The organism is Agrobacterium sp. GW821-FHT02D03, from assembly GCF_059421725.1.
Window position 1 is genome coordinate 163,065 of sequence record NZ_JBWKVN010000003.1, and the last position, 15,054, is coordinate 178,118.

Below are 15,054 nucleotides of genomic sequence, written 5' to 3' on the forward strand. Positions count from 1 at the left end.
GCGGTGCAGTTCGCGAGTTTCACTTAGTCCAAGAGCTCACCGCCTATCCGGCATCACCCATGAAAATCTGTCAGAACGATCTTCCCAAACATCCCGCCAGCCTCCATTCGGCGATGGGCCTCCGATGTAGCCGCGAGCGGATATCCCGCTCCGATGACCGGCTTAAGCACTTGTCCCATCATCGGCAGAACCTGTTCCGTGAAGCGCTGGACCATTGCTCTCTTTTCCGCCCTCGACCGTGACTTCATGACCGTTCCGATCAGCCGCAGATGGTTGTGAAGCACGACGCCGAGTGGAATGATGGCGTTGTCATCGCGCCCTAGCAAGCCCACTTGGACGAGCCGCCCGCCGGGAGCAAGGCTGCGAATGTTGCGGGCGAGGTAGGACCCGCCGACAAAATCGATGATCAGATCGACCCCGCGAGACGCCGTCGCATCAACAACCTGCGCCTCGAAATCCATTCGCCTGTAATCGAAAACAGCATCGGCGCCCAGCGAAAGCACGTTTTCGATGTTGCCTGCCGAAGCGGTGGCCAGCACGGTTGCTCCTGCCGCTTTCGCAAGCTGGACGGCCGCCGATCCGATGCCGCCTGCTGCAGCATGAACGAGAACGGTCTCGCCTTTTGCGACGTGTCCGAGATGGGCAAGCGCCTCCCAACCCGTGACGAAGCTTTCCATGACTGCGGCAGCCTCGATGAAGGACAAGCCGGCCGGAATGGCAGCCGCCATCCCGCTGTCGAGCCGCGCATACTGGGCATAGGCCCCGCCGCCGACAATCCCCATGACACGGTCGCCGGCGGCAAAGCCGGTTACGTCGTTTCCGACGGCTGTCACTTCACCAGCGACCTCGAGGCCGAGTATGTCACTGTCCCCGTAAGTCTGAGCGCCATAGACACCTTCGCGTTGAAGAAGGTCGGCGCGGTTGACACCTGCCGCCATGACCTTGATCAGAAGATCGTCTGGGCGCAATTCGGGCATGGGTGCATCGGCGAGGCGCAGAACATCCGCGCCTCCGAAGTCATCGAAGATGATCGCCTTCATTTGGATATCTCCTTACTTGGAAAGGGCCCGGCGGGCGATGCTTGCAGCAAAGAGTGGTGTTTCACGACTGTTGTGGTCGCCGCCTGCGGCCTGCCGGGCTGCCGCAGCATCTTCGAACTTGATGCTGTGCTCGCTGAGGAAAGCCATGAACACATCCGTCGGATGGGCGGTAACCTTGTTGGTATAGCGGGTCCTGCTATCGTCGATCTTCTCGGCAATCAGTTCCCAGACGACATTCACCTGGGTTCGGCCGTTGGCTGTGAAGACATCGGAGATCGAGTTCATGCGGCAGTAGGCAGGCTCGGCGACCTCGGCCACATAGTGCTGCACGACGAGGCCCGAGCCGATCTGCTCAACATTGATCGACATGCGACGACCGTCGTCGGTCCATGTAACGCCGGCTGCAATGTGATCAGGCGGGCAGCAGCGCAGATATTCGGCTTCCGGCAGGGTGAACAGCCAGTCGGCAATGTCGACCTTTTCGAACGGAACGTCGATCTCTGCGGAATAGGCGGACTGGGAGAGAATTGTATCTAGGACCTTGACCATTGGAGTGTTCCTTCTGTTTGTTGGGCGACCGCCCGTTGACGAGAAGGAAGATGCTCCGGATGCCCGCAGATGATAACGAACTGTATGGTCGAAACGGTTTTGCGCTGTAGGCGAAGATGAGAGATCCACGGTTCGCTGAACATCTCGCTGTTTACGTCGACGTTGTCCGGACTGGAAGCTTTTCCGCTGCGTCTCGGCGTAGGGCTGTCACGCCCTCGGCTGTCGTTCGTCAGATCGATGCGCTCGAGCAGGACCTGGGCGTCAGTCTCCTTGTTCGCTCGACACGAGCGTTGTCATTGACGGACGCGGGCCGTCACCTCTTTGAACGCGCCCAGCGCCTGCTCGATGACCTGGCCGATACCCATGCCGAGGTTGCCGCCTTCGACAGTGCGGTCAGCGGCACGCTCCGCATCGCTTGTTTCCCAACCTTCGGGAAACGCTATGTCATTCCTGTTCTCGCATCGCTAGCGCAGCAACACCCGGGCCTACATGTCGAGCTGGATCTTACCGAGCGGCTGGCTGATCCCGTCGCCGAACGGCTCGACCTCGTTGTGAGGATGGGGGAGCTTGCGGACAGCTCCCTGATTGCCACGAAGCTTGCTCCGCTTGACCGCATCCTCGTGGCCAGCCGTGGCTATGTCGAACAGCATGGCGAGCCGGAAGACGAGACTGCGCTCCGCCATCATCGCCTTCTCGACAAGCTTCATGGCAATGATCTGCTCGGATGGTCTGATATTTTCGGAAGCCCCGCCGGCGAAGCCTGCAAACAGGTGGCTTTCCGGTCCGATGATTTCGAAGCGTTAAACAGCGCTGCGATCTCCGGAATGGGAGTGGCCTTTTTGCCAAGCTGGGTTTCGGGACCCTCCACGCAGGCAGGTGATCTCATCCGGCTGAAGCTCCGCGGCGAGCGATGGAACGAGCGATCCTCAGGCATCTATCTCCTTCGTGCTCTCCAGGTGCCGTCCGCCAAGGTCAGGGCGTTTACGGAAGCACTCAAGGCCCATATTGGCGCACCGCCGCGGTGGGTTGATGGGGGAATAGCAACGGGCGACAAATCAAATACTTAGTGAGTCAGTGCTCCCACAACTTGTCGAGTGACGGTTCGATTCTCATCAAGAGCTCAAAACGCTACAGGATCTTTTCCGTGAGTTTCTGATAGCGTTGGGCCGAAACAAGTAGTTGAAGGGCGCATTGACAAAGTTTGCCATAATCTTACATATTGAACCTCTTGGAGGTCCCTATGGCAACTATGAACGTCTCTCTCCCCAATCCTATGAAGGAGTGGGTTGAAACTCAGGCTAAGACCGGGCGCTATTCGAACGCCAGCGACTATGTTCGCGATCTTATTCGTAGGGATCAAATGCGCGCGGAAAAGGTGGCGGCTATGCAGCGCCACGTAGACGAAGGCATCGCGAGTGGAACTGGCAACCGGACCAGTGATGAGTTATTCAAGGTCGCGGCTGCCCGCGCTGAAGTCAGCGACTAAACCTCATGCGCTATGTTCTTTCTGCTGAGGCGGAAGAAGACATCATCGGAATCGCTGAGTATGGGGTGCGCAACTTCGGTACACCTCATGCGCGGCGTTACCACGATGAGCTGTTCGAGACGCTCGATCTAATTGCCCGCCACCCCGGGATGGCGCGAGAGCGCCACGAAATCCAACCGCCCGTGCGTATCCACCCGTTCAAGGCACATCTCATTGTCTACATGGTAGGCGAGGACGATGTAGTCTTTGTGATCCGCATCCGCCACGGCCACGAAGACTGGGCGAGCAGCGACGACTAGCTCGAGGTATGGAACCCACGGAGTTTGCTCTATCGCCTTGGGATCAGGCCGCTTCCCAAACTTGGTTCAGTATCTTGGCCGCTAATGCTGCTTTGTCTTGCGGAAGGAAGCGGCCATAATGCTGTTGCACCATCTCCGGCGTATCCTGGATCGCGTAACTCGCCTGTTCGTAAGAGCCTGTCAGCTTGAGGATATGGGTTGCCAGCACGTCCCGGACATTGTGGGGTCCATGCGGCAGTAGCCCTCTTATAGCGCCGCGACCGGTATAGGGGTTGTAGATGCCATAGCGTTGAATGATCAGGCGCCAGGCTTCGTAAAACGTCGTCTGATTATAGGACGCGTCCGAACTCGATAGTTTGACGGTTTTGATGAAGAAGGTTCCTGGATCAGCAGCCGGACCGAGAAGAACCTTGCGGTGCCGCTCGATGTAGGCGTTGATGTAGTGGTAGAGATCGAGCAGATCAGGCAAAATGAGCCGGAAGGGCTTTGATCCGAAGAAGGACGAGTTGGCGTTCTTAAACGCGATAGACGGAATCAACACTTCCCAGCCATTCTCTCTATCATTCCATCGAATTTCACCGCGGCGCATCTCCTCCAATCGTCTTTCTGAGGTGGGGAAGTGACCGCGTGGGCAGAACATGAGTTGCCGCAGGTTCTTTTGTCGTAGTCCTAGATGGAGACCCAATCGCAGCATGAGGAATGAGCGGACTGACTCTGCAGCCGCCCTCGGATATCGATCTTTGTCCGGCATTCTCAGCAGGATTTCGTCGGTGATCTTTCGATATTCCGCAAGCGGCCTTGGCGCCTCCAGCACGCACATGATCGGCTCGAATGGATCGCGATGGACGCGCATCACGCGCTGAATTTCTCTGATACGGTTCCTGGCATGTGCATGAAACGCATCGCAGCAGGCATGCCAGTCGCGCCTGGCGAACGCGATCTCCTCTTCTGTGACCAGACCATCAATTGGAACGACACGTTTGGTGAGTTCCGGATGCTGCCTGATCCATCCGGTCTCTTCCCGTGTCAGGGACAAGGCAATACTGAGCATATCGGCTTCCCAAGCTGTATAGAAGCCACGCCGCCGTTCCCGCCACTGGAGATACCAGTCCCACACGCTCGGGAAAACGAGGAGGCCGAACGTCAAGGCGCGCAGTGGCACACCTCTGCCCGAGACCTCGCTCTCAGGTGAAGCTGCCAGCGCGCCGAACATCAATCCAAGATGCTCGAGCTTCTGCGATGCCGTCTCTTCGCCCCACACGCCGTTTCTCTTGAAGCCCACCGCCGTCAACGTGGCGGTCTTGAATGCCATCAAGTTCGACATTTCGCTCGACAGTTGAGGAGGGGCATCGATCACGCCCGACAGGATATCGGGGTCTTCTGTCTCTCGGTTTTGCTGTTCAAACCTTGCCTTCCTGTTTGACCCAACTTGATTGGTCAATCCACCATATGTGACACCGGGAAAGCGGATGGCGTAGCGCTGCTTCGTTGCCTGCGACTGGAATCGTCGATAGTCAGTGGCACCCGTTATGATGACACGCCGTACCCATTCCAGGATTTCCGCACGCTTCTCTTTGGGGAGCGAATTGAAATCGTCGGGTAGGTGCCAGGCAAGACGGCGACGCTCGGCTAGAGAGATTTCATCGCCAACGTCGAACCCGACGCCAGCGCGAGCCTGGTGCGGGAGCTTTTCCTTGAAATAGCCTTGCGGCAACCGGTATCGTCGTTCAATGCGGCCAAGTATTTCCAGATTCGCCACGCTGCGTGGCACTTTCGTGCCCTTCAACCAGCTTGCAAGATCCGCTGCTTCAATAGCATCACCTTCGCGAAATATTGCTCGATGCAGATGGTAGTACGTTTCACCAAAGCGATCGATATGAAATTGAAGCGCTGCCTGAAAGGAAACGGGATCGTCGTAGACGTCGAAGAGTGGTTTTGGAAACTCCTCAATTGGTTTCGGCTTAGGGCCAGGCTTTGCTCTGGTACTGTCAGATATTTCGGATTCCTTTCTGGCCGTTGTACTATTGCTACGCTGCCTGACAGGTTTTGCTCTGGGCGTGGCTCGATCAGTCGAACGGTCTGCTGTGCTCTCATCCAGCCATCGCGAGATGGCATCGAACCCGTATTGAGCGACGCGTCGAAGTTTTGCAGAGGTTTGGCTCAGGCCGCACTCACGCGTGACCTCTATCCAATCCACATGTCTACCCATCATTGGCGGGGGCGTGCGATCGTCAATCAGACGCAACATATACGCAGAGAACGCGCGAAGCTCAGCTGTACTCAAAAGCGATGTCAACTTCACTTCACAAAAGCTGGAGATCTTTCGCCGGAAGGCAGTTGCAGATGTATCTATGCTCATTCAGGTCACCCTTAGCAAACAATGGCCCCAAGCCCGGGGTCGGCGTGCTAATGGGATGAAGTTAATCAACTTTTAAAATTCGGGCAGAGTTGTCCGGGCTCACACACGCGCTGTCGTGCGACGGATTACGTGCTCCTTTCGGGGTGATGTATCAAGAACCGGACTTTGGTCTCGAGGATTACTGAGCGATGATCACATGCTGGAACTTCGAACTTTTCGGTCTGGTGGGGAGCATCAACGCCTGGCGCGATCGCCATTCAAATTCTGCCCCGCGAAAGCCTCATTGAGCCAATGGTTTGCGGTTTGATTCCAATCAAGGCGAAAGACGCGCACGATTACGAGTTCCTTCTCGTCGTACAACTTGAAAATGCTATCATTTCTGTGTTAGTGATATCACGACGAAATATAAATAGGATCGGACGAATGCCGGCGGTGACCATACGAAACCTTTCTGATGAAACTCATCGGGCACTACGCGCAAGAGCAGCTTACCACGGTCGTAGTACCGAGGCCGAAATTCGTGACATTCTCGAAGCCGCCGTTCGTCCTTCTGGACGCGTGAAACTCGGCTCGCTTCTCGCTGCCATTGGCCGTGACGCCGAAATGTCAAACAATGATGTCGAAGCCCTGCAACAACAGCGCGACAGGACTCCGGCGGTACCGATGACTTTCGAATGATCTTGCTGGACACTAATGTAATATCTGAGCCTTGGAAGCCAGCTCCTGATATTGCTGTGCTGACTTGGTTGGATGCACAGGCCATCGAAACGCTATTCATTTCTGCTATTTCGATTGCGGAACTTCGTTTCGGGATTGCCTCAATGCCATCGGGGAAGCGTCAGACAATTCTCCACGATCGTCTTGAAGGTGAAGTTCTACCAATTTTCGACGGGCGCATTCTGCCCTTTAATGTAGTTACCTCCCGATTCTACGCGGACCTGATGGCCAGCAGTCGAACATCTGGAAAGGCGATCGGGAAGGCTGATGGATACATTGCTGCTACGGCTGCAGAAAACCATCTCGCGGTTGCGACGCGAGATACAAACCCATTTGAAGCAGCCGGATTGAGAGTTATAAATCCCTGGGCCGCCTAAGCCTCAAAAATTGCAGGTCGCCAGTTCGACTCTCATCAAGAGCTGTCTACACCCAGCCTGCTTTTTTGAAACGGTAGTAAAGAATGGCGCATAAAACCAAAATGGTCGCGAGTACGACGTAGTATCCATACTCGGTCTTGAGTTCAGGCATGTTTTCGAAGTTCATACCGTAGATACCGGCGATTGCAGTTGGCACCGCTAGGATTGCCGCCCATGCGGCAAGCTGCCGGGTGATCGCGCCTTGTCGCTGTTGCTCGAGAAGATTTGCGGCTTCGAAGACGGACGTCACGATATCGCGCAGCCCGATCACCATGTTTTCCACCCGGCGCACATGATCATGGACGTCCCTGAAGAACGGCCTTGCATTGTTGTCGACGCACGGCAGTTCAAGATGGGCAAGTTTGCTGGCAACTTCCGCCATTGGACCAATGACCCTCTGAAACTTGATGACCTGCCTGCGCATCCGGAAGATCCTGCGGATCTGCTCAGGCTCGAGGAAAGAAATCAGAACGTGCTTTTCGATCTCCAAGACACGATCTTCGATCGTTTCGACCAGTGGAAGATAGCCGTCTACTATGAAATCCAGAATGCCGTGGAGAACATAGTCCGGACCGTGCGAGAGGAGCTGCGGCGCCTGCTCGAGTTGCTCGCGTAGTTTCTGGTGCGATCTTGCCGATCCGTGCCGGACAGTGATGACGTGCTGCTGGCCGACGAAGATACAGGTCTCACCGTAGATGATCTTGTCGTTCTCCAGGTGTGCGGTCTTGGCGACGACGAACAGCTGATCGCCGTAGATGTCTACTTTGGGCACCTGCCTTCCGTTGAGGGCATCTTCGACCGCAAGGGAATGAAGCCCGAACATCGCTTTTAGGCAGGCCATTTCTTCGACCGTTGGATCGGTCAGTCCGATCCAGACAAAGTCGCCCGCGGTGGTTTCGAAAGGTTGCGAAAAGAGTGCGACCGCGTCGGCGCGCTTACCGTTGCGGTAGAGATAGGATGCGACGACTGTCATCTGGGTCCGTTGAAGCTGCTATGACGGGAGGCGGGATAGGTAAAGACATCGAAAACTTGATACACGCAAGTCGGCGCGGAGGTAGGGCTTAAAGGTTCACGGACGAGTCTGCACTCGAAGCTAATAGAGCCCAGCGGCGAGATCATCAATCTTGCATTGGCCTTTTCGGATCGAGCTATTGCGGTTATGCGCGGCATCTTCATCGCCGACAGCCACTGTGCCATCCGCTCCCGCGAAACTGGCGCCGGATCAGCCGTCAAGGTCTCTGCCGCCATCGTCACCCTCTAATTGCTCGACACCCTTGCCGCCTGCGCAAAGATATTCAGCGCGCTCAACCAATGTTCGTGCGGGAAAAAGCGCTACCTTAAGTCAGGCGCCGAACGCGAAAGCCAGCATCCTTAACCAGCTAAATCCGGGCAAACAGGTGGGGATATTGGCACAAGGGGCCGGTGGCCCCGTGGGCAATATGACCTTATCCAGCGCGGAGGGTGGGTTGCGTGCATTTTCTGAGCGATTTTGAACCCGTTCAGTGACGGTTGCTTTCGCGTTGCGGACATCGCTTCATCATCTTATCGATCAATGACCGGTCTCCGCCAAAACGATCTAACACCTCAACAGCCTTGGGCAGGCTCAGAGCATACTCTTGCTGAAGCTGCTCGACGGTGTACGGCTGGTTTCTCAATTCGTCCATGTGCATTCTCCTTACGGCCCACAAATGCATCTGGCGGAAACGGGGTTCCATACAATGGCACGCGCTGTCATCAAGGAATGAATACCGACAATCCAAAAACAAAAAGGCCGGGCGAACCGCACCGACCCTTCTGCCGCTTGTAGCAGTGAGGCCCTCTACGATGAGCCTCACTGCGTCTAGTTACTTACGATACGCAAGGCCACCCCACACGCGACCTTCGTCGCGATGACGTCCGCCGTGCACGCCGCCAATATAGGCTGCAACTGCGGCCACGAGTGACGAAGCTGCCAACAGGAATGCTGTGAGAATGCCTGTGATGCGCGCCTTTTCTGCGGCGTCTGCCGCTGCTGTCTTAGCGTCCTCGACCGCCTTCTCAGCCTGCGCTCTAAGTTCTTCGAGCTTCTTCTGCGCCTCATCAACCTTTTGCTGCGCTGCCGTCCGCACAGCCTGCACACGCTCGACGGTCTGGTTCACCCGCGTTTGTGCGTCAGCCTGCGGGATACCCGTGCGAGCAACGATCTGGTTGGCCAGCCACGCCTTATCGCCCTCTGAAATTTCGCCCGTGGAAAGCAGATTGCTCAGGATGCCGCCAGCCTGACGCTGGAAGTCAGCAGCGTTCGGATCGGTCCCAGGAGCAGGCGTGTCCGTCCGCAGCATAGTATCGGTGAAATAGTCGATCGGGTTCGTCTTTAGGCCCTGTGGCAGCGACTGCTCGATGCTTGGAGCGGCAGCCTGACCTGCGCCTTGAGCAACACCACCCAGCGCGTTACCAGCGCCAGACACGACGCCGCCTGCCAACTGACCTGCACCTTGTGCTGCGCCACCAACTGCAGAGCCGGCTGCTTCAACCGCTGTCTGCGCAACACTCCCGACTGCCTTTGCGCCACCCGAAACGACACCGAGCGCTAGAAACGCTGAAACGACTGTGCCTATGCCCCATACAACAAGACCATTTACACCGTCTCGCGTCGTCCGTTCATCACGTGCTGTACCATCCGAAATCGGCCGTCGCATGCGGCCCGCAATGTAACCGCCGAGCATGTAGGAGGCGACCATCGAGACAACAACGAACAGGCCGGTGATGATGAGCCATGTCATGCTGATTTCGCCGCCGTTGTCGGCGGAAATTGCATTTAATCCCAGCCCACCGGCGAATGCGGTAAACACGGCCATGGTACCTGATGCGATAGCGGTTCCAGCAAAAATCGCTGGCCAGTCAACGTAGCTGCGATTTGGGTTCTCAATCAATTCAGATCCTACCATCAACGTAACCCCAACAGAGAGAGAACAAACAGGACAACTACGACTAGTCCCACCAAGTAAATGATCGAGTTCATGAGGGTCTCCTCTAAAGAAATCAGTTCTCGCGAGCAGCTGATCTGAAGCTCGTTATAGCTTCCTGCACGCAAAGAGCGGCGCAGCCTGGTCGACTGCGTTTAACCACACCTAAACACTTTTGTGAGGACATCGTTCCGCCTAAAAAAAGACCAGACATTTCCTTTTTTAGGCAGCCGTCACAAACACCGCCAGCTCGCGCCGCCCAGGATCCCGCTCCTTCGCGCTAGAGCGCACCATCACGCATCAGGGCAGGAGGTCATGTCGCTCTCATCGTCTTCTGCAACGCGCTTAGCGTCAAATCCGCGAGGACGCTAAGACACTGCGGGACCACGGTGACCGCCGCGATCTCGGGCGCCCCGCAGCCTGCCAGAGCCATCCAGTCGACGGGGAGGTAGGGCTTTGAAATCCGCGGCCGAGGATTCAATCGACGCACTAAGCGTTTGCCGCAGACGAGGTGATTAGCTTTGCATTCGACGTTCTCGGGTCAAGCTAGTGCGGCTCGATTTTCAGCAAGTGCCACTAAGTCGTCAGGAGCCTCTCGCTCCCTCCACCTGCAGGATGCACGCGGTATAGTTAAAGCGTGTTCTCGTACTACTTGATCAAAGCGCGTGGCCTCTGCAATAGTGCTTTAGGGGGCGCTTATGCAAAAACGGTACTTGCTGCTGTGCGGCTTGATCTTGTTCGGGATCATGAAACTCGGCGAGACGCCAGAGGGTGGCCGAGGTGTGGCACCTCCATCATCGACAGTGTCTTCACAGTCAGCTCCCGCGAAACTGGCGACGGATCAACCGTCAAAGCTCCCGCCACCGTCGACAGCGATAATACGCTCGACACCCGTGCCTCCTGCGCAGAACACTGAGCGCGCTGAGCCCAAGTTCGTGCGGGGAAACAGCGTTGCCTTGAGACAGGCGCCGAACGCGAAAGCCAATATCCTTGACCGGCTCAATATGGGCAAACGCGTGATGGTGTTGGCCCATGAAGGCCAATGGTCTCGCGTGAAAGACGACCTTACCCAGCGCGTAGGCTGGGTTGCGAGCAGGTTTCTGAGTGATGATGAGCCCGTTGCGAAACGCGAAGCACCGGAGGTCAAGGAGACCGTCGAGGTCAAGCCGAAGATTTCGCCGTCGATCATCATCCAAAGGATCATTGCGGAGTCTATCGCGGGCTATCCTGGGACGTGTGCGTGCCCGTACAGCACGGACAGGCGCGGCCACAAATGCGGTAGCAGGAGCGCTTATTCGAAGCCGGGAGGGTATGCGCCTATCTGCTTTGCTGGCGACGTGACGAGATCGATGATCGAAGCCTACAACTGACTGCATTGTCATCTGGACGTTGCCGTTTTGGTTGGCAAACAGTGGCCAGAATCTACACATCAGACGGGAGCGCAATTGGCGACCAATGCTATCGCATTTTCGAGCCGACACCACTCAGAGCCCCAGGCTCAACCCGATACCGGTTGTAGCGTCGTTGCGGCCCGCTTTAGTGGCGGGAAATCCTTTATCTGCGGTACGACGAGTTTAGGCCAGTTGATAATGCTCGGCTGTTTCCCGCTATTTCGAGCCATCGATATGCTGTGGCTCAAATCCGCTCCAGACATAGTCGAACACCTTTCGGAAAATCCTCTCCCCGGTGGGCGCGCGGGGGCATCGATAGCCTCTAAATACTTATCAACGGCGAAGGTGAGGAGGTAGCCCCCGATTGAGACCGCGAGGACTTCCCTCGTTTCCGCTGAGTAGAAAAGCAGACATGTGCCGCCAAGATGGCGAACGACAGCTGGGGGGCGAGGCAGACATGTCGCCGGATACTACAACTTCGCCTAAATCAGAATAAAGGGATACCGTCCCAAGGTGTCAGACTTTTACTTCGAGTACTGTGATCGAGTCTCTCGGCGTTTGGCTGAAAGCTCCGCTCCTTCGACGTCAACTGAGGCCTTGCTCAAGGTATGTTCACATGGCTCATCCCTGCCCGAACACTAGAAGAATGGTAATTGTGGCTTAACCGCGCGCTGCTGCCACCAACGCATTGGCCATTCGCGCCACGTCCTCATGTTCTGTGCGCCAAGACGACAGGCTGATGCGGAAGGCTGCTCGGCCTTGCCAGACCGTATTGCCGAACCAGCCCGCGCCGGTATCGAGGACTCTCGACCGAATTCGTGCGGTGCGCTCGTCATCGCCACAGCGGACCAGCACCTGATTGAGCACCACGCGATTGAGAACGTCGAGACCGCCTTCGCGGAGCCGGTCCGCCAGCCAGCCGGCTTCATCGCAATGGCGATCCACCAATGCAGCCACACCCTCACGGCCGAGCGTTCTCAAGGCGGCCCAAATCGGTATTCCGCGCGCCCGACGCGAAAATTCCAGCGTCAGATTCTTTTGGGCATCGGCGGAAGCGGTTGCGTAAATCGCATCGGCGTTCATGGTCTGGGCAAGCGCCTCGGCATCACGGCAGATCGCTACTGCGCCGTCATAGGGTGTGTTCAGCCATTTGTGGCCATCCGTCGTCCAGCTATCAGCACCTTCGATCCCATCGGTCACCGCGCGGCGGGACGATGCTCGCGCCCACAGACCGAACGCACCGTCCACATGCACCCACGCATTGGCTCGACGTGCGGCTTCGATAAGCGGCACGAAGGGATCGAACTCGCCGGTATTCACTTCGCCGGCCTGAAGGAAAAGTATGGTTCGCCCATCCAAGTTGGGCAGTCGATCAGGGTCGATCCGACCATGACCATCGGTTGGTGCGAGGATCAGGCGCGCGGTTCCAAATCCGAGCAGCCGAAGCGCCTTTCGCACCGTGATGTGAACTGTCTCGGAGACGACAACCTTGATTTCCGGTGCGCCGATCAAGCCGTCTCTATCGAAATCCCATCCCAGGCGCGCAAGCAACGACCGCCGCGCCGCCGACAGGCAGGTTAAAGTGCACGCGGTTGCGCTGGTACCGAAGCCAACAGCGCTTTCGCGCGGCAGATCGAGAATATCGAGGAGCCAGCGAGCGGCGACCTTCTCGATCGTCGCCGCGACAGGCGAATTGTCATAGGATGAGCCGCACTGATCCCATGCCAGCATCAAGCGTTCCGCCGCGGCTGCCGCTGGCAGTGCCGCCCCGATCACAAAGCCAAAATAGCGCGGGCCGTTCGACGCCGTGGTTGCGGGTGAGCCATAGATATCCAGCATCCGCAAGGTCTCAGCCGCCCCTTGCCCCTGGTCCGGGAAGGCCTCCGTGAAGATTACAAGCCCATCACGCGCCGCCTGGTCGGGGAACGGCGGACGCTGCTCTATCCCGCCCAAGTAATTCCGGCCGCGCTCATCGGCCTCCGCAATCAATTCCAGTTCCTGCATGTCTGCTTCCTTGTTCGGGCTGATTTCGGTTTAGCGATCAGCGATTTTCTTCACTGTGGTATCGGTCCAATCCAGTGGTTTGCCGCCCTCTGCACGCAGTTCCAGTCGAGCGACGGGAGCGCCTGTTTCGCTTTCCAGCAGCGAGGATCTCGGCTCGCCCGGGCGATAAAGATGATCTTCGCCCCATTGGCGCAGCGCGACGATGACGAGGAATAGGCCTCGCCCTTTCTCGGTCAGCACGTATTCCTGATAGGCCGATCCGTCCGAGGCGGGTGCCGTTTCGAGAATTCGACGCTCGGTCAGGTCTCGCAGCCGCGTTGCAAGCACCCCCTTGGAAATGCCAAGGCCGGCCTGGAATTCGCTGAAACGTCGCACGCCGTCGAAGGCGTCGCGGATGATCAGCAGCGACCACCAATCGCCGATGACATCGAGTGCACGCGCTACCGGACACGCTGCGTCCCATAGGCTTACCCGCTTGACCATGGATCTGACTCTCCAATTGCCGATTCTGGTTCTAAAACAGAACTGGATTCTCGGTAGCACGAGTGGTCTTAAAATGAAACCAGATTGTGTTCACCAACAAGATCGCTATGGAGCATGGAGACAGCAACATGACGCACAACAAGACGTGCCTAGGCCTATCGCGGATCACAACTCTGATTTTCGCCGTAGCCGCGGGTCTCAGCGTTGCGAACATCTACTTCGCCCAGCCATTGCTCGATTCGATGGCGCAGGATTTAGGTATCAAATCTGCTGCCATCGGTCTTGTCGTGACGGTTACCCAGGTCGGCTACGGGCTGGGCCTGATTTTCATCGTGCCACTTGGCGACCTCTTCGATCGCCGTCGCCTCATTGTCGGGCAATTTATCTTGTCTGTGATTGCGCTGGTCTTCGTTGCGACGGCCAGAACCGAGGTCGTTCTGTTCGTCAGCCTTGCGACGATGGGGTTTCTCGCTGTGGTCGTGCAAGTGCTGGTCGCGTTCGCCGCCACGCTGGCAACGCCCTCCGAGCGGGGTAAGGCGGTCGGCATGGTCACGAGCGGCATCGTGATCGGCATCCTTGCCGCACGCTTCATCGCCGGCATCCTTGCCGATCTAGGCGGATGGCGCGCGGTCTATCTGACCTCAGCTATTCTTACGGCTGCAATGGTCGGCCTGCTCATCCGCGTCCTGCCACGACAAGTTACGCCGGAAAGCACCGAAAGCTACATCGCCAACCTGCGCTCAATCCCGGTTCTGTTTCTGCGTGACAGGATAATGCTGGTTCGCGGCCTTCTGGCGCTGTTGATCTTTGCCACGTTCAGCACCTTCTGGACAACACTGGTTCTGCCGCTGAGCAAACCTCCCTTTTCCTATTCCCACAGCCAGATCGGCTTGTTCGGCCTGGCTGGCATGGCGGGGGCGCTCGCCGCGAACGGTGCGGGTCGGCTTGCTGATCGCGGCTTCGGTCAATGGACCAGCGGGGTTTCGCTCGCGCTACTGCTGGTCTCATGGGGATTGATCGTCTTCTTGCCGGTGTCGCTGCCATTACTGCTCGCCGGCGTCGTGGTACTCGACCTTGCTGTGCAGGCCGTTCATGTCACCAATCAATCCATTATATTTGAACGCCATCCCGAAGCCCGCAGCCGTCTCATCGGCGGTTATATGGTGTTCTATTCGATCGGGAGTGCCCTCGGAGCCAGTACTTCGACGATGGCATATGCCCATGCCGGATGGTCTGGTGTGTCAATGCTCGGCGGAGCATTCAGTGCGACCGCCTTACTACTTTGGGGTGCCACGCTTCACCTGCCCCTCCACCGGCAAGAGGCGCCATGAGTAGAAGAGCGGTAGGTAGTGCATTCTCATGCCA

At 57.2% G+C, this 15,054-nt stretch carries 15 protein-coding genes; 7 read left to right on the plus strand and 8 right to left on the minus strand.

Annotated features, from left to right (window positions below; genetic code table 11):
• Positions 1 to 53: 53 nt before the first annotated feature.
• Complete coding sequence (locus tag AC07U5_RS22435) at positions 54 to 1,040, minus strand: NAD(P)H-quinone oxidoreductase (protein WP_313558638.1); 987 nt, start codon at positions 1,038 to 1,040, stop codon at positions 54 to 56.
• Positions 1,041 to 1,052: 12 nt separating this feature from the next.
• On the minus strand, positions 1,053 to 1,589 hold the full coding sequence (locus tag AC07U5_RS22440; RefSeq protein ID WP_312930947.1) for a hypothetical protein: 537 nt from the start codon (positions 1,587 to 1,589) through the stop codon (positions 1,053 to 1,055).
• A 116-nt stretch (positions 1,590 to 1,705) separates the two neighbouring features.
• Between AC07U5_RS22440 and AC07U5_RS22445 the strand changes: the two genes are divergently transcribed.
• The 3 genes from AC07U5_RS22445 (at position 1,706) to AC07U5_RS22455 (ending at position 3,374) form a co-directional block, all read left to right on the plus strand.
• Positions 1,706 to 2,656, plus strand: a complete 951-nt coding sequence (locus AC07U5_RS22445) for a LysR family transcriptional regulator (protein WP_312930948.1) — start codon at positions 1,706 to 1,708, stop codon at positions 2,654 to 2,656.
• Between the two features lie 173 nt (positions 2,657 to 2,829).
• On the plus strand, positions 2,830 to 3,075 hold the full coding sequence (locus AC07U5_RS22450) for a type II toxin-antitoxin system ParD family antitoxin (protein ID WP_062597800.1): 246 nt from the start codon (positions 2,830 to 2,832) through the stop codon (positions 3,073 to 3,075).
• Positions 3,076 to 3,080: 5 nt separating this feature from the next.
• Positions 3,081 to 3,374, plus strand: a complete 294-nt coding sequence (locus AC07U5_RS22455; protein WP_113260188.1) for a type II toxin-antitoxin system RelE/ParE family toxin — start codon at positions 3,081 to 3,083, stop codon at positions 3,372 to 3,374.
• Positions 3,375 to 3,417: 43 nt separating this feature from the next.
• Here the strand turns inward: AC07U5_RS22455 and AC07U5_RS22460 are convergent, their stop codons facing one another.
• Complete coding sequence (locus AC07U5_RS22460; protein WP_113260187.1) at positions 3,418 to 5,733, minus strand: hypothetical protein; 2,316 nt, start codon at positions 5,731 to 5,733, stop codon at positions 3,418 to 3,420.
• Between the two features lie 423 nt (positions 5,734 to 6,156).
• On the opposite strand from AC07U5_RS22460, the gene AC07U5_RS22465 reads away from it, so the two are divergent.
• Both AC07U5_RS22465 and AC07U5_RS22470 read left to right on the plus strand, forming a co-directional pair.
• The gene (locus tag AC07U5_RS22465; protein WP_062597799.1) at positions 6,157 to 6,411 is read left to right on the plus strand and encodes a FitA-like ribbon-helix-helix domain-containing protein; all 255 of its coding nucleotides are present in this window, start codon (positions 6,157 to 6,159) and stop codon (positions 6,409 to 6,411) included.
• Entirely contained in the window at positions 6,408 to 6,827 is a 420-nt protein-coding gene (locus AC07U5_RS22470) for a type II toxin-antitoxin system VapC family toxin (RefSeq protein ID WP_113260186.1), read from the plus strand. Before AC07U5_RS22465 ends, AC07U5_RS22470 begins: the two co-directional genes overlap by 4 nt.
• A 46-nt stretch (positions 6,828 to 6,873) precedes the next feature.
• On the opposite strand, the gene AC07U5_RS22475 is transcribed toward AC07U5_RS22470, so the two are convergent.
• From AC07U5_RS22475 to AC07U5_RS22485, 3 genes are all read right to left on the minus strand, one after another.
• Positions 6,874 to 7,839, minus strand: a complete 966-nt coding sequence (locus AC07U5_RS22475) for a magnesium and cobalt transport protein CorA (RefSeq protein WP_113260185.1) — start codon at positions 7,837 to 7,839, stop codon at positions 6,874 to 6,876.
• Positions 7,840 to 8,365: 526 nt separating this feature from the next.
• Positions 8,366 to 8,530 carry a hypothetical protein gene (locus AC07U5_RS22480; protein WP_200944049.1) on the minus strand — a complete coding sequence of 55 codons (165 nt, stop codon included), beginning with the start codon at positions 8,528 to 8,530 and terminating at the stop codon, positions 8,366 to 8,368.
• Between the two features lie 180 nt (positions 8,531 to 8,710).
• Positions 8,711 to 9,793 (minus strand): DNA-binding protein, encoded by a 1,083-nt coding sequence (locus AC07U5_RS22485; protein ID WP_062597761.1) that lies wholly within the window; start codon positions 9,791 to 9,793, stop codon positions 8,711 to 8,713.
• Between the two features lie 974 nt (positions 9,794 to 10,767).
• Between AC07U5_RS22485 and AC07U5_RS22490 the strand changes: the two genes are divergently transcribed.
• Positions 10,768 to 11,181, plus strand: a complete 414-nt coding sequence (locus AC07U5_RS22490; RefSeq protein WP_312931235.1) for an SH3 domain-containing protein — start codon at positions 10,768 to 10,770, stop codon at positions 11,179 to 11,181.
• 681 nt (positions 11,182 to 11,862) lie between these two features.
• On the opposite strand, the gene AC07U5_RS22495 is transcribed toward AC07U5_RS22490, so the two are convergent.
• On the minus strand, positions 11,863 to 13,206 hold the full coding sequence (locus tag AC07U5_RS22495; protein ID WP_113260183.1) for a pyridoxal phosphate-dependent decarboxylase family protein: 1,344 nt from the start codon (positions 13,204 to 13,206) through the stop codon (positions 11,863 to 11,865).
• 30 nt (positions 13,207 to 13,236) lie between these two features.
• Positions 13,237 to 13,689 (minus strand): winged helix-turn-helix transcriptional regulator, encoded by a 453-nt coding sequence (locus tag AC07U5_RS22500; RefSeq protein ID WP_062597758.1) that lies wholly within the window; start codon positions 13,687 to 13,689, stop codon positions 13,237 to 13,239.
• Positions 13,690 to 13,817: 128 nt separating this feature from the next.
• On the opposite strand from AC07U5_RS22500, the gene AC07U5_RS22505 reads away from it, so the two are divergent.
• The gene (locus tag AC07U5_RS22505; RefSeq protein WP_494724328.1) at positions 13,818 to 15,020 is read left to right on the plus strand and encodes an MFS transporter; all 1,203 of its coding nucleotides are present in this window, start codon (positions 13,818 to 13,820) and stop codon (positions 15,018 to 15,020) included.
• Positions 15,021 to 15,054: the final 34 nt, after the last annotated feature.